Source organism: Arthrobacter sp. 10N43 (assembly GCF_056394525.1).
Map to the genome: position 1 here is coordinate 88442 of NZ_JBFTIA010000002.1, position 25252 is coordinate 113693.

Below are 25252 nucleotides of genomic sequence, written 5' to 3' on the forward strand. Positions count from 1 at the left end.
CACGCCAATTGCCGGCTCTCCGACGGCCGGTTCCACGCCCAGTCGCGGGCCGGCCTAGAGAGGAAGCGCCGACGATGCGGGCCCGGCAATCATTGCGGACCCTACCAAACTTGCCTATCGTAGTGCCATATAAGTGGCCCGGGGCAACCACTATCGGGGGCGGGCCATTGTTGCCTTGGCGACGATATCAAAGCAGGACCCCCACCTGAGCACGGAGAAGTGCAGGTGGGGGTCCTGTCCTTTGCCCCGGGCCGCCGGCCCGCAGGTCCGGGCGAAGACCCGCAGTGATTCCTGTGGAAGATGCGCAGATGCGCGGCCTTCTCTGTGGACGGATCCCACATTCGGATCGATCAGGATCTAAGAAGCAATCAGCCGGCCCGCGGCATAGTGTCAAGAGCATCACCAGTCCGCCTCACTGAAGGACCTGCCATGACCTCCATCGAATCAGTCACCCTCGAAGTAGATGACCCCGCGGCCGCCACCGCCTTCTACACCGCCGCCTTCGGACTGGGAACTCACGTGCGCGTGCGAGCCACCGACGCCCCGACCAGCGGGTTCCGTTCGTTCACACTGTCGCTCGTCGTGTCGCAGCCGTCCACCGTCAGCAGCCTGGTCGAGACCGCCGTCGCGGCTGGCGCCACGACGCTGAAGCCGGCCCAGAAATCGCTGTGGGGCTACGGCGGCGTCGTGCAGGATCCGGATGGCGCGATCTGGAAGGTCGCGACGTCGGCGAAGAAGGACACTGGCCCGGCCACCCGAAAGGTCGACCAGATCGTGCTCCTGATGGGAGCCGCCGACGTTGCTGCGAGCAAACGGTTTTACATTGACCAAGGCCTCGCCGTCGGGAAGAGCTTCGGCAAGTACGTCGAGTTCGCCATGCCGTCGAGTCCCATAAGGCTGGGGCTCTACGGGCGCCGGGCGCTCGCCAAGGACGCCGGCGTCTCTCCCGAGGGCACCGGGTCGCACCGACTCGCGATCGGCAGCGACGCCGGCCCGTTCACGGACCCGGACGGGTTCGCCTGGGAGGGCGTTACGGCCTGAGCCAGGTGACGGCGTCGACGTCGTTACCCCGCCTGCCGATTCGCTGCCGCCTTTGGCGGCGTCCTTCCGCACACGGGCGCTGCGTGCGATCGTTACAGCATGCAGACCGTGTACGAGGCTGCCGGCGGCGACGGCTTTTTCCTGTCGCTGGCCGGCGCGTGGCATGTCAGGGTGCTGGCGGACGAGGTGGTTGGGCACGCTTTCAGCCATGGGTTCCATCCCGAGCACACGCGGCGGCTGGCAGCTTATTGGGCGGAGGCGTTGGGTGGCCCGACGACCTATTCGGACTCCTATGGCGATGAGACATCAGTGGTGCGGATGCACAGTGGCAACGGCCCGCACGAGGACATGGACCGCAGGGCGATCGTCTGCTTCGATCAAGCGCTGACAGACGTCGGGCTCACCGACGCTGACCCGCTACGCAAGGCGCTCCACGACTACTTCGCTTGGGCGACCACCACCACGATGTCCCGGTACCAGCGCTCCGCAGATGACGTTCCGTTCGGCCTTGCCATCCGGCAGTGGTCTTGGGATGGGCCCGTCAGCAGGACGGGTCCAGGCGACTCCTGATCGCACAGGCGCCCGCTGCGGACGCGTCGGCGCTTATGGTCAGTCCCGTGGGTCGACGTCGGGCGGGCTGACCATTGCGGTGCGCGATTTTCCCGCCGCCGGACGGGTTGGGACCTCTTCCCCTGCGCTCCAGTTAACGAGGAAGTCGAGCTGTTCCTGGGCGTGGGAGCCGGGTTCTGCGGTGTAGGCGATGAGGGTCAGGCCCTCCCCGGGGAGTTCGAGTGCGTCGCCGGTGAGTTCGATGTCGCCGATCAGCGGGTTATGCAGTGTCTTGCGGGCCGAGCGGTGGAAGCGGACGTTGTGCCGTGCCCAGCGTGTCGAGAATTCCGTGCTTCCGGTGGCGAGGTCACCAATGAGGCTGTTGAGGGCCCTGTCGCGCGGATTGCGGCCTGCTTCGGTGCGGAGGGCGGCTGCAAGGTCATCTGCGAGCGTCTCCCATTCGAGAAAGAAGTCTTTCGAGCGGGGGTCAAGGAACATGAAGCGGGCGAGATTCAGCGGCAGGTTCTCGGGGCTGAGGATCCCCGCGTAGAGGGCGAAGCAGAGGCTGTTGGCGGCGACAATGTCTCCGCGCGAGTTACGGACGTAGGCGGGCGTGCCCGTCATGCCGGCCAGGATACGTTGAACACTGGGGCGCAGTTCTGCCCGCACTCGGCGCCTACCTGATTCCCGCGAGGGCGCCGCGGCCTTCGCCAGGTCGAGCAGGTGCGCCCGTTCAGCCTCATCGAGCTGGAGTGCGCCGGCGAGGGATTCGAGGACACTCTCGGAGACTCCCCGCAGGTTGCCCCGTTCGAGCCGGGCATAGTATTCGGTGCTGACGCCGGTCAGCATGGCCACTTCCTCGCGCTTGAGCCCCGCCACCCTCCTCGTGCCGCCGTAGTCCGGCAGCCCGGCCTGGGCCGGAGTGATGCGCGACCGCCGGCTCATCAGGAACTCGCGGACGTCTTGACTGTTCTCCATGACCTCAACGCTACGGCGGCCCGGCCCGGCCTAACAGGAACTGGCAGTACACCGCACGACAGGCACTGCCGCGCGCCGGAAATTGCTGGTTGTCTTGAATGCAGGGCAGCACGGCACTCAGCACCGGCTGACATCCGGGCAAAGGAAGGACGCAATGCAACTCATACCCACCACCCCAACGATCAAGGGCCCCAGCGACAGGTTCGCCGGAGACGTCTACCTCAACAACCTTTACCAGGGTCAGGTTCCCTCCCGGTTAATGGCCGCGATGGTCCGCTTCACCCCGGGCGCCCGCACCAAGTGGCACTCCCACCCCCTGGGCCAGACCCTGCACTGCACCGACGGGACCGGGATCATCGGCACCCGCGACGGCACTGTCATCGTCATGCAGCCCGGGGACACGGTCCACACCCCGCCCGGCGAAGAACACTGGCACGGCGCCACCCGGGACTCCATGATGTGCCACCTGGCCCTGGTCGAACACCTCGACGGGGCGAGCGCCACCTGGCTGGAACCCGTCACGGACCCGGCCTACGAAGCCGCCCACACCCAAACCCGCCGATAACCACTGACGAATCAAAGGAATTTCATGAACAGCGTCACCCTCAACAACGGCGTCAAGATGCCGATCCTCGGCTTCGGCGTCTTCCAGATCCCCGACGCCGAAACCCAGGCCGCCGTTGAAGCAGCCCTCGCGGCCGGCTACCGGCACCTGGACACGGCCGCCTCCTACCTCAACGAGGCCGCCGTCGGCGCCGCGATCAAGGCCAGCGGCATCGCCCGCGACGAGCTCTTCATCACCACCAAGCTCTGGATCCAGCATGCCCCCACCGGCAACGTCCAAGAGGACACCAGGCGCGCCTTCGGAAACTCCCTCAACCGGCTCGGACTGGACCACCTCGACCTCTACCTGATCCACCAACCCCTCGGCGACTACTACAGCGAGTGGCGGGCCATGCAGGACCTCCACAAGGAAGGCCTCGCCCGCGCGATCGGCGTGTCCAACTTCCACCCCGACCGCCTCGTGGACCTCATCGACCACAACGAGATCATCCCGGCCGTCAACCAGATCGAGACCCACCCCTTCCACCAGCGCGCCACCGACCAGGAACTGATGCGCGAACGCGGCGTCCAGATCGAGTCCTGGGGACCCTTCGCCGAGGGAAAGAACCACCTCTTCACCAATCCGGTCCTCAGCGCCATCGCCGAAGCCCACGGCAAATCAGTCGCCCAGGTGGTGCTCCGCTGGCTCATCCAGCGCGAGGTCGTCGTCATCCCCAAGTCCGTGCGCCCGGAACGCATGGCCGAGAACCTCGACGTCTTCGGCTTCACCCTCACGGACGAGCAGATGAGCCAGATCACCACCCTGGACACCGGTGCCAGCCTCTTCTTCGACCACCGCGACCCCGCCATGGTCAGCTGGCTGGGCGGACGCCGAATCGCCTGAGATGGCTACCGGCCCAACGACCACTGGGCGGCAGGTCCTGCGACCAGCGGTCGCGTGTCCGGGCGCCGCCACGCTCCCAGACAGGGTCATAAAAGCTGCGCCCCGGGAGACCGTGCCTGCAGCCATTCCCGCGTAGGCTGCAGGCACGCAAGCCGTGAACTTGCTGTGACTTCCAGTGTTTTGGCTGTGAATCATCCGGCGTTCCTTGCGCGAGTCTGGTTGCCTGCGGCAAGCTGTTGATGACCTGAAGAATTGATCTTCATGGGGGTCCGACAGCAAGGGTGCCGTGGGACCTTGCCGTCGCGAAACCGCAGCCGGGCAGGAGCCCGCAGAACGGGAGGCACGTACCATGAACCGTGCACCATCCAGCCCGGCTAAAACTCGCGCCATCGTCATTTTCTCGATTGTTGCGGTGGTGGCAGTTCTGGGACTTGTTTTTATTTTCATTTCCCGGCCCGCCGTGACGCCGCCTCCCGGTGCTTCGTCGACTCCGGGCGCGACGTCCGCTCCGGGAGGGTCCGGGGTTTCGCTGAGCAATCCTGCAGTGTCCGGGCGCGCGACTTACCAGAAAGTCCCCAATCAGGTCCTGTACGCGCTCGACAGCGCCGGTAACCCGAATATCTCCGGGAACCTGACCAATATCAAGCAGGGCGACGCCGGCGATTGCTATTTCCTGGCAGCCTTGATGACAGTGGCCGCGCAATCGCCCGAAACCATTTTGAACATGGTCCGCGACAACGGCGACGGTACTTACACCATTTCGTTCCACAGCAAGTATGACGGCGTTCCCAATCCGGTGAGGGTGACGGTCAACGGCGACCTTCCATACCGCCGCGGCACTCCCTTCGAGAACGGCATCGAGAACATCGACGGCAAGAACGTTTCCTGGGCCGCAATTATCGAGAAAGGGTGGGCGGCCGTCAACGGCAACCACTACAACGGCATCGATGGCACCGATCTCAGCAACGCCCAGGATCACGATGTGCACAATGCCCTCTATGCCATCACCGGCAAAGAGGGCGTCGACCGCAATCCCGGGGGCCCCATGACGGGAGTGACCTTTGAGCAGATCCAGCAGGATTTCACGAACGGCCTGATAACCCTTGGGACCTCCAACGACAACGGCAAACTGGTGGCCGACCATTCCTACGCATTGCTGGGCGTGAATTCCTCCGACCAGACCGTCGTGGTGGGAGACCCGGAGGGCGGCCAGGAGACGCTGTCGTTCGAGACGTTCCAGTCCACGAACATCAACCAGTACATCGCCATCCCGACCTATCCCAAGGCCTGAACGCTGAAGGCATGACGGCCGTCCCTTCGCCCATCGGGCCACTTCAGCTATGAGGGCTTTGGCCGGGCGCGTACGTGCATCCGCTCACCCTGCTGTCCAAATAGACTGATGAACTCGACGGGTCTGCCGTCAGCGCTGGCGAACCAGTGCGGCGTATGGGTGTCGAATTCCGCAGCTTCGCCGGGGCGAAGTTCAAAGTCCTTGTCGCCCAGAACCAGACGCAGTCGTCCGTTGAGGATGTACAGCCATTCGTAGCCTTCGTGAACGCGCGGGTCGGGCTCTGCCCCGCGGTCTTCACCGGCGAGCACCATCTTGAAGGCCTGCAATCCACCTGGCCGGCGCGTGAGGGGAACAGCCGTCATGCCGCCATGGGTGATGGGCCTGAGGTGAATTCTCGGATCCCCGGTGGGTGGGGCGCCGACCAGATCATCGAGGGGAACACCGTACAACCTCGCGAGGGGCAGCAGGATTTCGAGGTTTGGCCTGCGTTGGCCGGACTCGAGGCGGGACAGCGTGCTGATTGATACCCCGGATGCGGAGGACACCTCTCCAAGGGTGAGGTTGCGTTCCGCGCGCAGAGCCCGAAGCCGGGGACCGACCGCGCCGAGGACATCGTCAAGCTCATTTGCCATATCCATACTTTGCCATATCGGCAAATACATTTGTCAATCCTCGTGCATGCGGTGAAAGCTGGTGTGACCGCCCAAGGACGCTGGCGGCGAACTCTCAGGACTCGACGAAGGAAAAATCAGTAATGGACACCACACGGCATGACGTTGTCATTGTTGGCGGCGGCGCGGCGGGACTGAGCGCGGCCACGACGCTGGGCCGGGCGCTGCGCTCGGTACTGGTCATCGATTCCGGAACCCCACGCAACGCACCCGCGGCGGGTGTACACGGTTATCTTTCCAGGGACGGGATGAACCCCGGCGGGCTCCTGTCCGTCGGGCGCAGCGAAGTGCGCTCCTATGGAGGAACGGTCATTGGCGGCGAAGCCGTTTCGGCACGGCGAACCCCCGATGGGTTCGAGGTGGCCCTCGGAGATGGCCGCCGGTTCTCCGGCAGACGCCTCCTGGTCACCACTGGATTGACGGATGAGCTGCCGCCCATCGACGGGCTGCGGGAGCAATGGGGAAAGGGTGTTGTGCACTGCCCCTACTGCCATGGCTGGGAAATCCGCGGGCAACGGATTGGAGTGCTGGGCACGGGCCCGCTGTCCGTCCATCAGGCACTGTTGTTCAGGCAGTGGTCCCGGGATATCACACTTTTCCTCAACGACACCGTGGAACCCACCGACGAGGAGTGGGACAAGCTCGCCGCCCGGTCCGTAACGGTCGTCGAGGGCGCTGTGGCTTCTGTTGACGCCGTCGATGGTGTCCTCACCGGGCTCACCCTCCGCCAGGGTTCGTCGTTCGACGTACAGGCGCTTGCTGTCGGAGCGCGAATGGAGGCAAGATCCACATTTCTGGAATCACTCGGGCTGACTTCTCAGGTGCACCCCTCGGGGGCCGGACGGTTTATCGAGACCGACGCTATGGGTGCCACGGCAGTCCGCGGCGTGTATGCGGCGGGCAACGTCTCGAACTTGATGGCCCAGGTAATCACGGCGGCGGCAGAGGGTGTCATGACTGGCGCGGGAATCAATGCCGACCTCATTGAAGAGGAAACCCGGTGGGCCGTCGAGGGCCACTTCGGCCCCTTCTCGGCCGCCGCGGAAGCCGCCGCCTCTCAGATCCTGCCGGGTCACCGACGCCACGGCGTTGATGATTGGCAGGAAGCCGCCGGCATGGGCCGTGCGGCCACAGTAGAACAGTAGAAAGGTAACCGGCATGGATCACCAGCCCCACCGGACACGGGACAATAACCACCAGAACCACCAGCGATCTGGCGGTCATGAGCAGCACCGCGTCCTCGATCTCGATGCCGAGGTGTTCGGCGACCACCTCGCGGCCGCCCTGGACTTGGCCCGGGTGCCAGTTGCGCGCAGCGTCGTTGACCTCGGCGCCGGCACCGGTGCAGGCAGTCGGCTGCTGCGCAGGCGGTACCCCGATGCTGCTGTGATGTGCGTCGACAACGACCCGCAGATGCTCAAGCTGCTGCGCGGGCAAGGCTTCGCCGTGGTCGAGGCCGACCTCGACGACGGCTTACCCGCACTTCCCGGCCCCTTGACCACGGCGGATCCAGCGGCTGAAGCGCACATTGACCTGGTGTGGGCGTCCTCCTCACTCCACCACGTCGCCCACCCCTCGCGGCTCCTGTCGGGAGTCCGCCGGGCGCTGGCACCGGGCGGGATCCTGGTCGTCGTCGAGCTCGCCGCCCTGCCCCGCTTCCTCAGCGATCCGCGCGAAGCGCAGCTGGAGCAGCGCTGCCACACCGCCGCGGCGGCCGAGGGGTGGAACCATCACCCGAACTGGGCGCCGGTCATCGAGGTCGCCGGGTTCAGCGTCACCCAGTCCGAGGTGACGACAACCGCACCCGCGACCCCGGCTGCACGGGAGTATGCCCAGCAGTGGTTCGCGCGCTTCTCGCACCTGACCGCCCTGACCGCGGACGACCGTGACTCCGTGGAAGACCTGCTGGAACGGTTCCCCGACGACATCGAGCTGGAACCCCGCGCCACCCGGACCGTCTGGGTGGCCACCCCGGACCAGAACCAGCAGCTGCCCTGAACCAGCACGCCCCAAGGCAGAATCCGCACGCAGGAGAAGGGCCTGCTTTTCACGGCTCCACGCGACAACGGGCCCGCATTCTCCGCCGGTACCAGCGCTGTTCAAAGACCATGAACAACCCCAGAACGGCAATGTTGATGCCACAGATGACCACCGCAGTGACCAAAGACCCCCTGCACATCCCGTATTCCGGTGCCCGAATCTGACCTCGCCTGACAACAGCTGAATGTGGCCTTGCACGTTGCTAAAGGCCTTGTTTGGGTGGGAAACGACCAGTAGCGTTCTGCTCAGTGGGCCTGCGGACCGCTGGCCCCCTTCGAGAGGACGCGCTATGCCAACCGTGATCGGCCACCACGATGTGAAGGACAAGGATCATTGGCTTGCCTCACCGAAACGCGAAGAGGTCTTCGGGCCCCTCGGAGTCACTAACATCCGGACGTTCGTCAACCCTCAGAACCCGACGCAAGTGGCGGTGCTGATGGACGTTCCCGACATGGATGCCCTCATGGCCCTGATGCAATCCGGGGCCGGGGCCGAGGCAATGGCGTATGACGGCGTGCTGCCCGAGACATTGGTGATTCTCGTCGAGGCGTAGTTCCCTTTCTCGGACGCGGGCGCGGCCAATTCTTCACTTAGATAGAAGTCGTCTGCGTGGTCTGCCTTACGGGAGCGAATGCGTGCGGGGGCGACAGATCTCGGAGTTGCCAAATAAATGGTTCCCGCTTCTACACGAAGCCGCCTCATCAGTTTGCGATAATCCTCCTCGGGCATTCTTTCGGGACCAAAAAAGAAAAGTCGAGGACGACGTCTGCCACACCCGGCGCCAAACAGCGCCGCAATAAGACCGCCATTTACCGCCGAAAGTCTCAGGCGGGGAACACCGTCACTTTTCCCCCGGCGTCGACCTCCACGCTGAAACGCGTCTTGCCGGAACGCAGTCCCTCCACGCGCATGGCGCCGAACGGCGTCGGGCTGGAGGCTGAGCTGAGGGGAAGGCCGTCGGAGCCTTGCGGCTTCAGGTCGAGGGTGGCCAGCATGACGGGAACCACCGACGCCGCCGCCCAGGCCTGGGGGCGGCACGATGCCGGGTAGGGCAACGGCCCGCCCTCCTCGGCGGTATCGCCGGAGAACAGTTCCGGCAGGCGGTAGCCGAAACCTTCCGCGGCGTTCAGCAGCGCCGCCGCGAGCTGCGCGGCCTCGGCCGGATGGCCGGCTGAGGCCATGCCTTGCAGGATCACCGCGGTGTCGTGTGACCAAACAGATCCGGCGTGGTAGCGCAGCGGCCAGTAACCGGCGTTGCCTGTGTCCAGGGTGCGGATGCCGAAGCCGGAGAACATAGATGGGTGCATCAGCCGCCGCACCACCACCTCAGTCTCCTCGGCGTTGAGGATCCCCGTGCCGAGCAGGTGGCCCATGTTGCTGGCCACGCCGTCGACGGCGCGTTTGTCCACGTCGAGCGCGATGGCCGGGTACGGGCCGAGGTGGTCCGCGCACCAGAATGATGCCCGGAACTTGCCGGCCAGGTCCGTGGCGTAATCCCTCCATTCGTCCCCGCCCGGTCGGCCGAAAGCGTCGAGGATATCGGCCGCGTTGACGGCGGCTTGATAGGCATAGCCCTGCACCTCGGCCAGTGCAATGGGGCCGGTGGCGAGTGATCCGTCGTTCCACCGGATGGAGTCGCCGGAATCCTTCCAGCCCTGGTTGGCCAGTCCGTGGCCGGTCTCGTCGATGTATTCCAGGAACCCGTCGCCGTCGGCATCCGCCCAGTGCTTGAGCCATTCGAGCGCGCGGTCCAGGTTGCCGAGCAGGCCCTCGACTTCGAGCGCGGGCATGCCCCATTTCCAGGCGTCGTGGAGGAGGGAGACCCACAGCAGTGTGGCGTCCACAGTGCCGAAGTAGACCGGGGGAAGTGCCAGCCCCTCATGACTGCTGCCCTCCGGAAACCGCAGTTCGCCGCGCCGCACCTCGTGCAGGATCTTGCCCGGCTGCTCCGCCGTCTCGATGTCGTTCCGTGTGCCCTGCCGTGCGGCAAGGGTGCGCAGGGTGCCGGCGGCGAGGGCGGGGTCCACCGGCAGCAGCATGCGCGCCGCGATCAGGGAGTCACGGCCGAACAGCGTGAAGAACCAGGGCGCGCCGGCTGCAAGGAAGACGTCCTCCGGCGCCTGGGCCGTGGCCATACGGAGACCGCCCAAATCCGCCATGGCCTGGCCGGCGAGCAACGCCAACCGCCGATCGTCCGCGCGGACGTGCATTCCCGCAGGAGCCTTGCCCGGGGCCGCGACCACCGGCGCCTCGCTGTCCGCCGCCCGCACGGACCAGTCCACGGCGACGGATCCTCGGGCCGGGACGGTGACTTCCCAGCGCAGCCGGAGCCGGTGGGCCTCCGGGGAGACAGCCGCGCCGGCGGCGGTGATCACCGAGGTGACTCCCCCTGCGGCCGCGCGCCAGGCGCCGTCGTGCTCTTCCGGCCGGACGGGGTGGGAGGCGGCGCCGGACTTCACCGCTTCCAGGGGCGAAAAGTCGTTACCCAGAACCAGTTCCACCACGGCGGTGACGTCATGGGCGAGGTCCGAACTCAGCCGGATCTCCTCGGACACGGCCCCCGTTGTGACGCTCCGTGTTCTGGTGAGCCGGACCAGGGGGTCGCTTCCTTCGCCGCCGACGGTGCGGACCAGCGCCTCGAAGGAGGAAACGCCGCCGCGCGTTCGGCCGCTGCCGATCGCTTCCGGTTCCTCGCCAGTGACCAGCAGGACGGCCTCGTCGACCACGCGGGTGTCGGCGCAGTAGATCCCCTGGGCCCCCTGGCGACGAAGCTGCCCGTCATGACCGCTCCACGCCTGCATGGGTGCGGCGAGCAGAACGTTCAAGTCGTGCAGGAAGGGTTGGCGGTGGGTCATGAGGTTCCTCCTGGGAGTCCTGCGGACCCCGTTGAGTTGATGTGAGTTGGGCGATTTCCCAAGGACAGTTGACAGTGACCTCGGCCACAATCCATGATGAGGATAACTTTTTTGATCGATCAAATACAGTTTTATCCCAAATTTGATCGATCTAAAACCCCTAGAAGGCAATCGGAGGAACAATGGCGTCGAGGCCTACCCTGGCCAGCCTGGCCGAAGAGTTGGGCCTGTCCCGGCAGACCGTCTCCAACGCCATCAACGCGCCCGAACGGGTCAAGCCGGACACCCTGCGGCGCGTGAACGAGCTGATCTCAGCGTCCGGTTACCGCCCCAACGCCGCGGCGCGGCAGCTGCGGACCCGGCGCTCACGGAACCTAGGTTTCAGGCTTATGCCCACCGGGGACGGAATCAACGGCGCCATCCTGGACCGGTTCCTGCACGCGTTGACCGAAAACCTGCAAGATCACGGCTACCGGGTCACGCTGTTCGCGGCGCGCAATGACGAAGCTGAGATGCAGTCCTACGAGGAGCTCCTGGAGACCTCCGACCTCGACGGTTTCGTGCTCACCGGCACGCACCACGGTGACGCGCGGACCGACTGGCTGATGGCCCGGGACATCCCCTTCGTGACTTTCGGCCGTCCCTGGACCGGATCCGGCAATGACGAAGACTGTGCCCACTCCTGGGTGGACGTGGACGGACAGGCGGGCACCGCTGAGGCAACCACGTACCTGCTGGGCCGGGGGCACCAAAGGATCGGCTTCCTCGGCTGGCCGGCCGGCTCTGGCGTCGGCGACGACCGCCGGGCAGGTTGGGCATCCTGCCTCGCCACAGCACTCCCGTCGTCGGACCTCGAGGCCCTGGCGATCGGAGTGGACGACGGCGCACGGCAGGGCGCGGAAGGTGCGCGCCAGCTCCTGGAACGGGGCGCCACCGCAGTGGTCTGCGCCAGCGATTCGCTCGCCCTCGGCGCCTCCGAACAGCTGCGGGCGGCGGCGCCGGGCACGCCGCCGGCCGTAATCGGGTTCGATGACACCCCGGTGGCGTCCGCCCTGGGCCTCAGCAGCGTCGCCCAGCCGGTGGAGGCTGCCGCGGTGGCGATCGTCGACATCCTGCGCCATGTCCTCGACGGAGCACCGGAGCAGCCCGTTCCGGTGACGCACCGGCTGCTGAAGCCGAGGCTTGTCCTGCGCGACGGCGGCGGTCCCCTCGCCAGCCCGCACACCCATTAGTTCCGCCCACCTCACCACACTTTCCAACCACCCATGATTTGCCGTGCGCCCAACGATGGGCGCCCTACTGAAATGGAGTTCGACCCATGGCAAGAACCCGAACACAGCGACTGGTCACCGGCGCCGTCGCCGCCATCGGAGCCCTCGCGCTCAGCGCGTGCGGCTCCGGCTTTAGCAGCCCGGCTTCCAGCGGCTCGGCCGAAGCGACCGGCTCCGGTCCCATCAGCGTCCTGATCGGCAGTTCCGGCGACGCGGAGACGACGGCGGTCAAGTCCGCCGTCGCCGACTGGTCCAAAACATCCGGGACGGAGGCCTCGGTGAGCGTTGCCTCCGACATGGTGCAGCAGCTGAGCCAGGGCTTCGCCTCGGGCAAACCGGCAGATGTTTTCTACGTCTCCACCGACCAGTTCGCCGGATTCGCGGCCAACGGATCCCTGGAGCCCTACGGCGACACGCTCACGAACAAGGCCGACTTCTACCCCGGCCTGGCCAAGGCGTTCAGCCATGACGGCAAGCTCTACTGCGCCCCCAAGGACTTCTCCACCCTCTCGCTGGTGATCAACACGGAGAAGTGGGCGGCCGCCGGGCTTGGCGAGGGCGATATCCCCACCAGCTGGGACCAGCTGGAGTCAGTGGCCAAGAAGCTCACCAGCGGACCCACTACCGGACTGTCGTTCAGCCCTGAAATCGCCCGCGTGGGCGCCTTCTTCCCGCAGGCCGGCGGTTCGTTTGTGAGCGAGGACGGCAAGAGCGCCACAGTCAACAGCCCGGAAAACATCCAGGCCCTGACCTTTGTGAAATCCATGCTGACCGACGGCGCCGCCAAGTACTCTTCCGACCTCGGAGCGGGCTGGGGTGGCGAGGCATTCGGGAAGGGACTCTCGGCCATGACCATCGAAGGCAACTGGATCAGCGGTGCGTTGAGCAAGGACTACCCCAACGTGAAGTACCGTACGGTGGAACTTCCCGCCGGCCCCAAGGGCAAGGGAACCCTGCAGTTCACCAACTGCTGGGGCATCGCCGCGGACAGCAAGAACAAGCCAGCCGCGAAGAAACTGGTGGAGCAGCTGACCAGCACGCAGAGCCAGATCGGCTTCGCCAAGGCCTTCGGCGTGATGCCCTCCGTCGAGTCCGCCGCCACCGAGTTCAAGTCGGCCTTCCCCGATCAGGCAGCATCCCTGGCCGGCGCCGAGTACGCCCAGACGCTGCCCTCGCAGCCCGGCGCAGCTGATGTCATCAAGGACCTGAATGCCAAGCTGGCCACGCTGAAGACCTCCGACCCGAAGGCCATTCTGGACGCCGTCCAGACCGAAATGACCGCGGTCCTGGCTAAGTGACTGTGGCCCCACAGCAGCTCCCCCGGCGGCGTTCTGGTATCCACGGACACCAGAACGCCACCGGGTGGCTCTTCATCGCACCCGTCGTGATCATCCTTGGCCTGTTCCTGGCGCTGCCGGTGGCCATGGCGGCGTGGGTCAGCGTGTCCGACTGGACCGGCCGCGGCAGCCCCTTCGCGGGCACCACCCGGTTTGTCGGGGCCGGCAACTACGAGGCCATCCTCTCCGGCGGGGGCCTCGCCGCGCGCGACTTCGGCACGGCGCTGCGCAACAACTTCTACTACGTCATCCTCACCGTTCCGCTGCAGACCACGCTGTCCCTGCTGCTGGCTGTGCTGGTGAACCGGCGGATCCTGAAGGGCCGGGGATTCTTCCGCACGGCCTTCTACTTCCCCTCGGTGACCAGTTCGGTGGCCATCACGGTGCTTTGGCTGTTCCTCTTCAGCGCCGGCGGTGTGGTCAACAAGCTGCTCGGCCTCGTCGGCGTCGCCGGGCCCAACTGGTTTCAGGACCCCAACGGCGTGCTGCACCTGCTGGCCGGGAGCCTGGGCGTCACCACGCCGCCGGCCGCGCTGGCCAGCGGAACGTTCCTGGGTGTCAGCTGGTGGGAGTGGCTGTCCGGCCCCTCCGTGGCGATGTCCGCCTTCATCCTGATGGCCGTCTTCACGACGTCGGGCACATTCATGCTCTTGTTCATCGCGGCGCTGCAGAATGTGGGCGGCGAGCTGCAGGAAGCGGCCATGCTCGACGGCGCCGGCGGCTGGCAGCGCTTCTGGTACGTGACCCTGCCGATGCTCCGCCCCACCCTGTTCACCGTGATCACCCTCGGTCTGATCGGCACCTGGCAGGTGTTCGACCAGATCTATACCGGCACCCAGGGCGGACCGGCCAAGACCACTCTCACCCCGGCGTACCTGTCCTTCAGCACTGCATTCAACAACCAGCAGTGGGGCCAGGGTGCGGCCATTGGCTTCATTCTGTTCGCCATCATCATTGTTTTTGCCATTGTCCAGCGGCTGATCCTGCGCGAACGCACCACCGTTCCGCGCCGCAAACGGTTCAACCCGCCACCGTCCAAGGGAGGAACCCCGTGACCGTTCCGCACACTGGTTCATCCGCCGTCACCGCTGAACTGCCATTCCGGCCGGAAACCCTCACCCAGGAGGAGACACCGGCGCCGGGCAGCCGCCAGCCGGCTCCTGCCCGCGGTCGCAAGCCTGTCGCGTGGGGCTGGGTGACCTACGCTGCCCTGATCCTGCTGGCGATCGTGTACATCTTCCCGTTCCTGGTCAATATTGCGACCTCGTTCAAGACCGAACCCCAGGCCGCCGCGGATCCGCTGTCCCTGATCCCCCCGACGTGGACGGCAGCCGCCTACGAACGGCTGTTCCTGAATTCGGATTTCCCGCTCTGGTTCAAGAACTCGATCGTGGTCACTGTTGTAGTCACGTTCGGGCGGGTGTTCTTTGACCTGCTGGCCGGGTACGCCCTGGCCCGGCTCCGGTTCCGCGGCAGGTCGGTCGTCTTCGCCGCCCTCGTCGCCGTCATGGCCGTTCCCGGCGTCGTGCTGCTCATTCCGAAGTTCCTCGTCATCAACCAGCTGGGGATCTACGATTCCTACGCCGGCATGATCGTTCCCCTGCTGGCCGATGCCGCCGGGGTGTTCATCATGAAGAACTTCTTCGAGTCGATTCCGGTGAGTGTGGAGGAACAGGCGAAAGTGGACGGGGCGGGAACCTTCCGCACGTTCTGGTCGATCGTGCTGCCCATGTCTGTCCCGGCCGTGATGACCATCATCATCCTGTCCTTCCAGGGGTCCTGGAACGAGTTGAGCCACTTCATCGTCTCGACCCAGGACCCCGGGCTGACCACACTGACCAAGGGCGTGGCCCAGCTGTCCTCGGGCCAGTTGAGCGCCGGAACGCAGTACCCGCTGAAGCTGGCGGCGGCCGCCATCATGACCATCCCCGTAGCCATCGTGTTCTTCGTCTTCCAGAAACGGATCATGAATGCCACCGCCGGAGCGGTGAAGGAGTAGCCGAGCGGTGAAGGAGTAGCCGTCGCGGTGCTCCCGCGGCTTACCCGCCTCCAACGACGGCCAGGCTCACCAGCCTGCCGCCGTCGCGGTCCGCGAACAGCCCTACCTGTGTACTGGATTCCGTGGGGAACACCTGGTCCGTGATGGTGGCGAGGCCGTCCTGGGCGAAGACCTCCACGGAGCAGCGGTCCAGGAAGATCCGCAGCCGCAGCCGGCCTTCTTCCAGCGGCACGGGCACGCTTTCCAACGAAGCGAACGATTCGTGGAAGTCCGTGTTGCCGGAAGCGGACCGGTCCAGGCTGAGCACGCCCGTGGCGCACTTGTAGGCGAGGACCGTCCGTTCGGCGCCGCTTGCCCGGAGCAGGAGGCCCACTTCTCCTGCGGCGCCGGGTTCGAATTCGGCGTCGATCCGCAGGACGTCGCCGGAGGCTTCCGCGGGGATCCAGTGCGTTCCGGCAGGAAGAGGCCGGGCGGCCTCGGTGTAGGGGGAGGCTCCGAGATTCCGGCCGGCCCCGACGCTCTCGAAGGGGTCCAACGCCGTCTGCATGGGCACCACGCGGCCGCCGCGGACGGCCAGCCTGAATTCCCGCACCAGGGACATGGCGCCGCGCCATCCGTCGGTGGGTGTGAGGGCCCCGTACTCCCAGTTGTTCATCCAGCCGATCATGAGCCGGCGCCCGTCCGGGGCGTTGCTGAAGGAGACGGCCGCGTAGTAATCCCGGCCCCAGTCCAGCCAGCCGTACTCGGCCATGCGGCTCTCATCCTTTTGGAGCCCCTCGGTGACCGTCGTCTCGGAAACGAACGCGACGCCGTCGAAGGTTCCAAGGAAGTACTGTCCGGCGGAACCGCCGGCGATTCCGCCGGGGTTCAGGTTCACCACCAGCACCCACTTGGTGTTTCCGGGATCGCCGTCCACCGGAAGCTCGAACAGGTCCGGGCATTCCCACACTCCCCCGGTGGCGTTCGCCGGGCCGAAGGTGCTCAGGTACTCCCAGGCTTTGAGGTCGGCGGACTTGTACAGGACAGCTTCCCGGTCCATCGCCTCGACGGCGACCATCACCCAGTAGCTGCCGGCGGCGCCGTCGTACCAGAAGACCTTGGGGTCGCGGAAGTCTGCGGAGCCGCGGTCCAGCACGGGGTTCCCGGCGTGTTTTGTCCAGGTGGCGCCGTTGTCCGTGCTGTAGGCAAGCGACTGCGCCTGCCGGCCGGACAGCGGGGATGCGGGCGAATAGGCGCTGGTATAGATGGCAACGAGCGGCGGATTGTCCGGGGTGCCGAATCCGCTGGTGTTGGCCGCGTCAAGCACGGCCGAACCGGAGAAGATGGCTTCCTGGTCATCGCAGGCGATGGCCACGGGTTGTTCGTCCCAGTGCAGCAGGTCCGCTGAAGTCGCGTGCCCCCAGGACATGTTGCCCCACCCGTTCCCGGACGGGTTGTGCTGGTAGAAGAGGTGGTAGGTGCCGTTGGCGTAGACCAGTCCGTTGGGATCGTTCAGCCAGTTGCGGTCCGCCGTGTAGTGGTGCTGCGGCCGGTACTGGCAGCCGAGCGCGGTGGTGGTTGTCATGGTTGTGCTGTCTGCTTTCACGGTGTGTGCCGGAAGGGTGGGTACGGAGCGGCGGGTGGTTAGCCCTTGACGCCGCTGGACGCGATGCTGTTGATGAAGGAACGCTGGAAGGCGATGAACAGGACCACCACGGGAACCGTGATGAGGGACGCGTAGGCCATCACTTCGCCCCAGGAGACGTTCAGCTGGAAGAAGTACTGGATGCCGATCATGACCGGCCGAAGTTCCTCGGACTGGACCACCATGAGGGGCCACAGGTAGGAGTTCCAGGCCGGCAGGAACGTCAGGATCGCGACCGTCGCGGTGGCCGGGCCCGCCAGCGGCATGACCACCTGGCGGTAGATCTTGAACCAGCCGGCACCGTCGATGCGGGCGGCTTCGTCCAGTTCCTTGGGGATGGATTCGAAGTACTGGTGATAGAGGTAGATGGAGAACGCATTGGCGATGAACGGGATGATCTGGACCTGGTAGGTGTCCAGCCAGCCCTTGGAGATCTCGAGGCTGAAGCCGTTGAGTTCGAAATAGGGCAACTGGTTGACCCACCAGACCAGCGGCAGGGCCAGGGTCTGGAACGGCACGATCAGCGTGGCCAGGATGACCGTGAACACCACCCGCTTGCCGCGCAACTCCATGCGGGACAACGCGAACGCGCAGAGGCTGTTGACGAAGATGCCCAGCACCACAGTGATCGCGGAGATGCCGATGGAGTTGACCAGGAACCGGGCGGCCGGGACCCGGTCGAACACCGCCGCGTAGTTGTCAAAGGAGACGTTTCCCACGGGCAGGAAGGCGGCCACGGAGGACATGTCCCCGAAGATCTGGGTGTCCGGCTTGAGTGAGGACACCAGCATGAAGACGATCGGGAAGGCCGCGACGGCGGCGAACAGGATCCGGACCAGCATGGTTGCCGCATTGTTGAGTCGAAGCGAATTTTTCACGTCAGTCCTTCTCTCGGGTCAGGTATCGCTGCACCGCGGAGATGAGCAGCACGAGGACGAAGAAAACCAGCGAGATCGCGGAGGCGTAGGAGGTTTCCTGCTGTTTGAAGCCGGAGCGGACGGCCTCGTAGATGATGGTGGTGGTGGAGTCCAGCGGGCCGCCCTGGGTCATGACACTGACCTGGTCGAACAGGCCGAGGGCCTGGATGGTGATGGTCACCAGGACCAGGCTGCGGGTGTGCTTCAGGCCCGGCCAGGTGACGTACCGGAACTGGTGCCAGCGGCTGGCGCCGTCCAGCTGGGCTGCCTCGTACAGTTCGCCCGAGATGCTCTGCAGCCCGGCGAGCCAGATGATCATGTGGAATCCGGCCGCCTGCCAGATGGACAGCGCGATGATGGCGGGCATGGCCGTGGCGGGGTCGTTGAGCCAGTCGGCGCCCTGGATCAGGCCGAAGCTGAAGGTGGACAGCAGCTCGTTGATCAGGCCTTCCTTGCGGTACATGAAGAGCCACAGGAGGGAGACCACCACCATGGATGTGACCACGGGCAGGAAGTAGATGGTGCGGAAGAAGTTCACGCCGCGGAATTTCTTGTTGATCAGCAGCGCCATGGCCAGGGCCAGGGCCGACTGGACCGGGACCACCACCACGGCGAAGTAGGTGACGTTCAGCAGTGACCGCCAGAAGGTCGGGTCCGCGAACAGCCGGGCAAAGTTGTCTGTGCCGACGAACTCCACCGGGCGGGGCGAGATCAGCCGGGCGTTGGTGAAGGCTAGGCCGAAGCCCAGGATGGCCGGCAGGAACACAAAGAGCAGCAGCAATACCGCTGCGGGGGCGATCATGCCCCAGCCGCTGATCTGTTCGCGCAGCAGGCCTGCCCGGCGGCGGCGCGGCGGGGCCGGCAGCGGCCGTGGCGCCGGTTCGGCGGCGGGGCGGGGACGGGTGGGAAGTGGGCTGGTTGTCATGGGATTCTCCGTTGACCTGCAGCACCGGGGGGACGACGACGGCGGAACTCTCCCGCCGTCGTCGTCCTCCGCGGAGGGCTGCTAGTTCTTGTAGCCGCCGTTGGATTTGATGTTGGCGTCGATGGCCTTGACGGCCTTGTCCAGGGCCGTCTGGGGGTCGGCGCCTGCGAGGACGTCCTGGACGGCTTTGCCGTATTCGGTGGCGATGAACGGGTAGGCCGGGGTCTCGGGACGCATCACTGCGTACTGGCGGGAGAAGTCCATGAAGATCCGGTTGGTGCCGCCCTTTGCGAACGACGGGACCAGGGCCGCGGCCTCATCCGTCGCCGGGATGGTGCCCGTGGCCTTGGCGACTGCGGCCAGGTTTTCCGGCTTCAGCGAGTAGGAGAGGTAGTCCATGGCGGCGTCGGTGTTGGCGCAGCCCTGGGTGACGCCCCACTGCCAGGAGGCGCCGCCGATCTTGGGTCCGTTGCCAAGGTCCACGGTGGGCATGACCACCAGGTCGTCGCCCAGGGCAGCCCGGGCCTTGTCCGCGGCCCACGAGCCGGTGTACAGCACGCCGCTCTTGTTGTTCAGGAAGTCCTGGGTGGAGTCCTTGCCGCTCTTGGTGGCCATGAAGCCTTGGTCGGCCAGTCCGCGGAACCACTTGGCCCATTCCACTGCCTTGTCCCCGTTGAGGACACCGTCCGCGCTCTGGAAGCCGTCGCGGTTGATCAGGTCGGCGCCGAAGGACTGCAGGAACGGCGAGTAGCCGTAGGGCAGCCATTCGCCGCTGCCGGCGGTCCCCATGTCCAGCGGGTACTCCCATTTGCCCAGGGCTTTGAGCTTGGTCAGCGCGTCCTGGAACTCCGCTTTGGTCCAGGGCTGCTCGATTGTTGCGGCGCGCACTCCGGCTGCCTTGAGGTCCGACGCGCGTGCAAGCATGGCCAGCGCCACGTCGTAATAGCCGACGGCGTAGGTTTGGCCCTCCCACTTGGCCACGGTGCTGGGCAGGTTGGCGGACAGGTCGGTGGAGAGCTTGAGCGGGGTCAGGTACTTTGCCCATGCCCAGTTGGGGACATTGGGTCCGTCGATATCGACGATGCAGGGAAGTTTGCCGGCGGCGGCCGCGGAGACCACGGAGTCGTTGTAGGACTCCTGCGGGAACGCCTGCACCTTGATCTTGGCCTTGGCGCCGCTGCTCTTGTTGTAGGAGTCCACGATGCCCTGGATGGAGGCCAGCTCTTCGGGGTTGCCGGCGTTGTGGGTCCACAGGGTGATCTCTTTAGTGCCCTCGGACGTGGCCGAGGCACTGCCCTTGCCGCACGCGCCGAGGCTGCCGACCAGGGCGGCCGCCGTTATGCTGGTGGCCAGGATGCGGGTGAATCGCTTGTTCATGAGTGAGTCTTTCTGCTTATTTTTGTACGCGGATGATTAGCCCGGGTCCTTGGGGGCGCGGCCGGTGCAACGGCCGCGTCCCCTTTTTGCGGGGCCCGGGATGGGTCTGTGGTGGATGCGTGTGGGTGCTGGTGTAGCTGAAGGGCTCAGTTTGGGGGCTCAAGCCCGGGGGCTCAGCCCGGCGGCCCAAGCCCGGGTGCTCAGTCCGGCGGCGGCCCGACGGACCCCCGCTCAATGAGCGGGCAGGAAAGCAGTTCCTGGACGGCTTTCACCTCGGGGCCTTCGATGTCGTCGAGGAGCCGGGTGACGGCCCATCGCCCCATCTCATAGTGCGGCAGCGCCACCGTGGTGAGTCCGGGCCAGAGCGCGGCGGCGATCAGCTCCAGGTTGTCCATGCCGACCACGGACAGGTCCTCGGGAATGCGGAGTCCCAGGGTGGCAGCGCTCTGGTAGGCGCCCATGGCCACGCGGTCGCTGAAACAGAACAGTGCCGTCGGGCGGTCCGGACGCTGCAGCACCTGAAGCGCAGCTTCCCGACCGCCGGGAGTATCAGCCGTGCCTGTGGTCACCAGCTCCGGATTGAACTGGAGGCCGTGGCGGGCCAGCGCGTTCCTGTAGCCCTGAAGCCGTCCGTGGGTTGCCGGGATGTCGTCAACGTTGTTCAGCATCCCGATCCTGGTATGGCCGGCCCGGACGAGGGCTTCCACTGCCGTTTCCGCCGCGGCCACCTCGTCCGGGACCACCGAGGAGATGGACCGGTCCGCGCTGACGGCGTCGAGGAGGACCGTGGGCAGCGTGTCCAGGTCTTCAGGAAGGCTGACGCCCTGGTGGTACATCCTCGCGTAGACAATCCCATCAACCTGGTGCTGCTGCAGCGTCCGGATTTCGCGGTTTTCCAGTTCCGGGTCGAGGCCCGAGTTGACCACCATGACGACGTAGCCGCGCTCGTAGGCGGCGTCCTGGGCGCCCCTGATCATGGCCCCGGCGAACGGTGTGGTGGTGATTTCGTCGCTGACGAGGCCAAGGATCTGCGAACGATGGTTGCGCAGCCCGCTGGCGAGCCGGTTGGGCGCGTAGCCAAGGTTTTTGGCGACGGCCCGGATGTGTTCCCGGGTTTCCGTTTTGACCCGGGTGCCGCCCGCTGGGTTGAGGGCGTGGGACACCGTGGTCACGGAGACCCCGGCAGCTTTCGCTACGTCCCTAATTCCGACCTTCGTCACCGTTGACTCCCTTTGCAAAACGTTTTGGCATGTTGTGTGGCTCACACTATCCAAAACGTTTTGGCAGTGTCAAGAGGCACAGCGTCAGCGGGCAGCGCCGTCGGGCCGCGTGCCTGAAGCAATGCGGACCCGGGCTTAACGCAAGAACCCCCTCAGGAGAGGGGGTTCTTGCGGTGCCGCATGCTCAGTCGCCGGGTCAGGCAGGAATGTTCTCCGCCAGCTTGGAGTGCGCCGCGCGGTCGGCCGGCACACCGTCGCCGTCCTGGCCGTACAGCCAGTCGTTGTACTGGAAGTCGTTGTCCTTCCGGCTCTTGAACAGCAAGTTGCGCAGCGTGCGGGCCAGCCCGGAGACGTGCCATGATTCGCCCCAGACGCGGGCGGTGCGCTGGACCCGTGCGGTGCGGCCGGCGCGGAGGCTGTTGAACTCCTTGATGGCCTGGTCCCAGCCTTCCGGGTTGACGCCGTCGGCGGTGAAGACGGTGCCGGTGCTGGCGTCCTGCAGGACGGCCGCGTCCTCGAGGGCCTGGCAGGCGCCCTGGGCGAGGTACTGCAGCATCGGGTGAGCGGCGTCGCCCATCAACACCATGCGGCCGGCGACCCAGTTTTCGATCGGGTCGCGGTCGTACATCGGCCAGCGCATGCCCGTGCCCAGGTTCTTCAGCGCCTCCCGGACGGCCGGGACGCAGTCCTTGTACGCGGCCTCAAGCTCGTCCACTCCCCCGTACTGCTCCTCGCCGCGCTCAAAGGAGGCGGACTTGAAGACGGCCACGGTGTTCAGCAGTTCGCCCTTGCGCAGCGGGTACTGCACCAGGTGGCAGTCCGGGCCGAGGTAGACAATGACGTCCTCGAGGTCGGCCTTGGGCGTGTTTTCGGTGATCGGCACGGTGCCCCGGTAGGCCACGTAGGCCGAGGGGACCGGCTGGTCGTTGGCCACGAGGGGACGCAGGGTGGACTTGAGCCCGTCGGCGCCGATCACGACGTCGGCCGAGTAGTCCACTCCGGCGGCGGTGTGGGCCACGCCGCGGCCGTTGACCGTTTCCACGCTCTCGACCATGACGTCGTTGACCAGCGTGACGCCGGCGGCTTCACAGCCTTCGAGCAGGACCCGGTGCAGGTCGCTGCGGTGGATCACGACGTACGGCGCTCCGTAGCGTTCCTCGAATTCCCCGTCGAGGCTCTGGCGGGTGAGTTCCTCGCCGGTGACGGCGTCACGGAAGACCAGGTGCTTGGGCTGGACGCCGATTTCCAGGGCTTTTTCCAGCAGGCCCCAGCGCTTCAGGACGCGGGAGGCGTTGGGGGCCATCTGCAGGCCTGCGCCGACCTCGCCGAATTCGGGGGCCCGTTCCACCAGAGTGACGTTGGCTCCGTTTTCCCGCAGCGCGAGGGCTCCGGCCAGTCCGGCCATTCCCCCTCCGATGACGAGGACATCGGTGGAGATATCGATGGACGGGGCGTGCTCAGACATTGCTTGCTCCTGTTGGTGAGGTTGAGGATTTTGACTTGAGTTTGAGGCCGACGGCGGCCAGCAGTACCGCGGCGATGGCGGCTGCACCGGCGAAGGCGAGGAAATTGGAACTGACGCCCAGCCCGGCCGCCAGCAGGAGGCCGCCGATCTGGGGTGCGGCGACGGCGCCGATGCGGCCGGTTCCCAGTGCCCAGCCAAGCGCGGTGCCGCGCAGGTGACCGGGATAGTGGCTGGCGACGGCGGCGATGATGAGGCACTGCGTGCCGTGGGTGCCGACGCCGGCGAGGACCAGCATGAGGTACACGACGGTGACCGGCGGTCCCGTAACGAGGACCACGAGGGCGCCGCCGGCGACGGCTGCGGCGGCGATCGCCGTCGGGATCGGGCCGAAGCGGGTCCCGGCCCAGGCTGTGATGACCGAGCCGGCCACCGCGCCCAGGTTCAGGGCAAGGGCGAAGGTCAGGGCGGAGCCAAGGTTGTAGCCGGCCAGCTGCATGAGGTTGGGCAGCCAGGTGCCCAGCCCGTACCAGGCGAACAGGGTGGCGATCGTCGCCAGGGCGAACAGCAGGCTGACTCCCAGGTACGGGGCGCGGAGCAGGGACTTGAAGCCGATCGGCTCCTCGAGGCTTCGGCCGCCGCTGGCGGCGCCGACCGGGGCCAGCGTCTCCGGCAGGTACTTCAGTCCGAGGGGCACCACGATCAGCAGGGCCAGCACGGCGACGAGGAACATGGACTCCCAGCCGAAGGCGGGGATCAGCTGGATGCCGACAAGGGCGGCGATGGATCCGCCAATGGGGACGCCGGACATCATCAGGGTGGCGATCGTTGACCGCCACTTGGCCGGGACAAGTTCGGCGACCAGGGCATTGGCCGAGGGCACCAGGCCCCCGAGTCCGACGCCGGCCAGGAGCCGCAGGGTGCCGAATACCGGGGCGTTGGGTGCGAAGGCGCACAGGATGGTGAAAATCGAGAAGACGATGGCGCAACCCAGAATGGTGCGGCGGCGTCCCCAGGAATCGGCCATCCGGCCGGCGAAGATCGCTCCGATCATCATGCCGACGAAGGCCATGGAACCGATGGTTCCGGCGGTGGCCTTGGTCAGCCCCCAGCCGGTCTCGGAAATCAGGGAGGACTGGACGGTGCCGTAGACAATCAGGTCGTAGCCATCGAAGACCACCAGGAGCCAGCAGACCAGGACGGCGGCGGCCGAGCTTTTGGAGAACCGTGCCGCGGGCCCGCCAACGGTAACGGGGGTGGGATCCCCCGGCGAGGACCGGCGCGGCGCTGCAACGGAGGGTGTGTGATTCATGCCACTACTGTCATGGCCTTCGCAGGTGAACCACAATACAATTCTGATGTGCAGAATACTCCATCGGCCCGATCCACCCGTAAGCCCGTCCAGAAGCGGCCGACCTATTCCATCGAGGCAGTGGACAACGCGCTGCAGCTGCTCCAGCTCCTGCGCGACGGCGGCGCCTTGCGTCTCAAGGACGCCGCGGCCGAGCTGGGCGTTGCACCCTCGACCGCGCACCGACTGCTGGCGATGCTGGTCTACCGGGGCTTCGCCGTGCAGGACGAAACGCGCCGCTATGTCCCGGGCCCGGCAATGGGGGTCGGGCCGGCCGGGCTGAGCTGGACCCGGCTGCTCCGATCCATCGCCCAGCCCCATATGGAACTCCTGTCCGCACGGCTGAACGAGACAGTGAATCTGATGGTTCGGGTGGGGACCAAGGTGCGGTTCCTGGCCACCGTCGAGGGCAGCAATGTGCTGCGCGTGGGTGACCGGCAGGGGACGGTAATGCCCGCCAACAAAACCTCCGGCGGGAAGGCCATGCTCGCGGAGCTGGAGCCGCCGATGATCGAGCAGCTGTTCCGCAGCCACAACGCGGAGATTGGCGGCGACACCATCCCGGATGACGAATTTCCGGCGTTCCTGCGGGAACTTGAGTCCATCCGCGGCAACGGCTTCGCAGCCAACTTCGAAGGCACGGAGGAAGGTGTAAGCGCCCTGGGGATGGCCCTGCACAACCGGCACGGAATAGTTGTTGGCGCGCTCAGCGTCGCCACTCCAGCCACCCGTTTCCGCAGGGTGTTCGACGCCGGGCTCGTCCCCGCCCTGCGGGAAACCTGCCGGCAGCTGGAGATCGACATCGCGGCCAACCCGGCGGAGCCGGACTGACGACCACCCAACTGACTCGCAGTTGAGGCCGTTTTGAGGGCCCATAACCGCCCCTGCTGCGAGTCA

At 66.1% G+C, this 25252-nt stretch carries 23 protein-coding genes; 13 read left to right on the forward strand and 10 right to left on the reverse strand.

All coding sequences use genetic code 11. The annotated features are described in order from the left end of the window. Positions 1-429: 429 nt before the first annotated feature. Together AC1DDO_RS02960 and AC1DDO_RS02965 are read left to right on the forward strand one after the other, a co-directional pair. Positions 430-1041 carry a VOC family protein gene (locus tag AC1DDO_RS02960; protein WP_476971414.1) on the forward strand — a complete coding sequence of 204 codons (612 nt, stop codon included), beginning with the start codon at positions 430-432 and terminating at the stop codon, positions 1039-1041. A 99-nt stretch (positions 1042-1140) separates the two neighbouring features. Next, positions 1141-1611: a group II truncated hemoglobin gene (locus tag AC1DDO_RS02965; RefSeq protein WP_476971415.1), complete on the forward strand. Its 471-nt coding sequence runs from the start codon at positions 1141-1143 to the stop codon at positions 1609-1611. Positions 1612-1650: 39 nt separating this feature from the next. Here AC1DDO_RS02965 and AC1DDO_RS02970 read toward each other — a convergent pair whose 3' ends face one another. After that, a complete protein-coding gene (locus tag AC1DDO_RS02970) occupies positions 1651-2568 on the reverse strand; it encodes a helix-turn-helix transcriptional regulator (RefSeq protein WP_476971416.1) in 918 nt (305 codons plus the stop codon). Between the two features lie 154 nt (positions 2569-2722). On the opposite strand from AC1DDO_RS02970, the gene AC1DDO_RS02975 reads away from it, so the two are divergent. The 3 genes from AC1DDO_RS02975 (at position 2723) to AC1DDO_RS02985 (ending at position 5306) form a co-directional block, all read left to right on the forward strand. Next, on the forward strand, positions 2723-3133 hold the full coding sequence (locus tag AC1DDO_RS02975) for a (R)-mandelonitrile lyase (RefSeq protein WP_476971417.1): 411 nt from the start codon (positions 2723-2725) through the stop codon (positions 3131-3133). Positions 3134-3157: 24 nt separating this feature from the next. Then, positions 3158-4015, forward strand: coding sequence for an aldo/keto reductase (locus AC1DDO_RS02980; protein WP_476971418.1), 858 nt, complete (start codon positions 3158-3160; stop codon positions 4013-4015). 349 nt (positions 4016-4364) lie between these two features. Further along, positions 4365-5306: a C2 family cysteine protease gene (locus tag AC1DDO_RS02985; RefSeq protein WP_476971419.1), complete on the forward strand. Its 942-nt coding sequence runs from the start codon at positions 4365-4367 to the stop codon at positions 5304-5306. Between the two features lie 47 nt (positions 5307-5353). Here the strand turns inward: AC1DDO_RS02985 and AC1DDO_RS02990 are convergent, their stop codons facing one another. Beyond that, a complete protein-coding gene (locus tag AC1DDO_RS02990; RefSeq protein WP_476868056.1) occupies positions 5354-5938 on the reverse strand; it encodes a helix-turn-helix domain-containing protein in 585 nt (194 codons plus the stop codon). Positions 5939-6060: 122 nt separating this feature from the next. Between AC1DDO_RS02990 and AC1DDO_RS02995 the strand changes: the two genes are divergently transcribed. From AC1DDO_RS02995 to AC1DDO_RS03005, 3 genes are all read left to right on the forward strand, one after another. Then, on the forward strand, positions 6061-7122 hold the full coding sequence (locus tag AC1DDO_RS02995) for an NAD(P)/FAD-dependent oxidoreductase (RefSeq protein WP_476971420.1): 1062 nt from the start codon (positions 6061-6063) through the stop codon (positions 7120-7122). A 13-nt stretch (positions 7123-7135) separates the two neighbouring features. Continuing rightward, on the forward strand, positions 7136-7975 hold the full coding sequence (locus tag AC1DDO_RS03000) for a class I SAM-dependent methyltransferase (RefSeq protein ID WP_476971421.1): 840 nt from the start codon (positions 7136-7138) through the stop codon (positions 7973-7975). A 331-nt stretch (positions 7976-8306) separates the two neighbouring features. Then, positions 8307-8570 (forward strand): hypothetical protein, encoded by a 264-nt coding sequence (locus AC1DDO_RS03005; protein WP_441408412.1) that lies wholly within the window; start codon positions 8307-8309, stop codon positions 8568-8570. A gap of 271 nt (positions 8571-8841) precedes the next feature. Here the strand turns inward: AC1DDO_RS03005 and AC1DDO_RS03010 are convergent, their stop codons facing one another. Further along, positions 8842-10872: a glycogen debranching N-terminal domain-containing protein gene (locus AC1DDO_RS03010; protein ID WP_476868521.1), complete on the reverse strand. Its 2031-nt coding sequence runs from the start codon at positions 10870-10872 to the stop codon at positions 8842-8844. Between the two features lie 182 nt (positions 10873-11054). Between AC1DDO_RS03010 and AC1DDO_RS03015 the strand changes: the two genes are divergently transcribed. From AC1DDO_RS03015 to AC1DDO_RS03030, 4 genes are all read left to right on the forward strand, one after another. Further along, positions 11055-12104: a LacI family DNA-binding transcriptional regulator gene (locus AC1DDO_RS03015; RefSeq protein ID WP_476868520.1), complete on the forward strand. Its 1050-nt coding sequence runs from the start codon at positions 11055-11057 to the stop codon at positions 12102-12104. Between the two features lie 86 nt (positions 12105-12190). Continuing rightward, complete coding sequence (locus tag AC1DDO_RS03020) at positions 12191-13441, forward strand: sugar ABC transporter substrate-binding protein (RefSeq protein ID WP_476868519.1); 1251 nt, start codon at positions 12191-12193, stop codon at positions 13439-13441. Positions 13442-13443: 2 nt separating this feature from the next. After that, complete coding sequence (locus AC1DDO_RS03025; protein ID WP_476868526.1) at positions 13444-14535, forward strand: carbohydrate ABC transporter permease; 1092 nt, start codon at positions 13444-13446, stop codon at positions 14533-14535. A 140-nt stretch (positions 14536-14675) separates the two neighbouring features. Then, positions 14676-15479, forward strand: coding sequence for a carbohydrate ABC transporter permease (locus AC1DDO_RS03030; RefSeq protein ID WP_476868525.1), 804 nt, complete (start codon positions 14676-14678; stop codon positions 15477-15479). 40 nt (positions 15480-15519) lie between these two features. Here the strand turns inward: AC1DDO_RS03030 and AC1DDO_RS03035 are convergent, their stop codons facing one another. The 7 genes from AC1DDO_RS03035 to AC1DDO_RS03065 form a co-directional block, all read right to left on the reverse strand. Then, positions 15520-17043, reverse strand: a complete 1524-nt coding sequence (locus tag AC1DDO_RS03035; RefSeq protein ID WP_476868518.1) for a glycoside hydrolase family 32 protein — start codon at positions 17041-17043, stop codon at positions 15520-15522. 59 nt (positions 17044-17102) lie between these two features. Further along, entirely contained in the window at positions 17103-17981 is an 879-nt protein-coding gene (locus tag AC1DDO_RS03040; RefSeq protein WP_476868517.1) for a carbohydrate ABC transporter permease, read from the reverse strand. A gap of 1 nt (position 17982) precedes the next feature. Beyond that, complete coding sequence (locus AC1DDO_RS03045) at positions 17983-18945, reverse strand: carbohydrate ABC transporter permease (RefSeq protein WP_476868516.1); 963 nt, start codon at positions 18943-18945, stop codon at positions 17983-17985. Positions 18946-19026: 81 nt separating this feature from the next. Beyond that, positions 19027-20322, reverse strand: coding sequence for a sugar ABC transporter substrate-binding protein (locus AC1DDO_RS03050; RefSeq protein ID WP_476868515.1), 1296 nt, complete (start codon positions 20320-20322; stop codon positions 19027-19029). A 200-nt stretch (positions 20323-20522) separates the two neighbouring features. Further along, positions 20523-21542, reverse strand: a complete 1020-nt coding sequence (locus AC1DDO_RS03055; RefSeq protein WP_476868514.1) for a LacI family DNA-binding transcriptional regulator — start codon at positions 21540-21542, stop codon at positions 20523-20525. A gap of 196 nt (positions 21543-21738) precedes the next feature. Beyond that, positions 21739-23007, reverse strand: a complete 1269-nt coding sequence (locus tag AC1DDO_RS03060) for an FAD-dependent oxidoreductase (RefSeq protein WP_476868513.1) — start codon at positions 23005-23007, stop codon at positions 21739-21741. After that, a complete protein-coding gene (locus AC1DDO_RS03065) occupies positions 23000-24316 on the reverse strand; it encodes an MFS transporter (RefSeq protein WP_476868512.1) in 1317 nt (438 codons plus the stop codon). Before AC1DDO_RS03065 ends, AC1DDO_RS03060 begins: the two co-directional genes overlap by 8 nt. Positions 24317-24364: 48 nt before the next feature. Here AC1DDO_RS03065 and AC1DDO_RS03070 point away from each other — a divergent pair, with 48 nt between their 5' ends. Beyond that, positions 24365-25186 (forward strand): IclR family transcriptional regulator, encoded by an 822-nt coding sequence (locus AC1DDO_RS03070; protein ID WP_476868511.1) that lies wholly within the window; start codon positions 24365-24367, stop codon positions 25184-25186. Positions 25187-25252 lie beyond the last annotated feature (66 nt).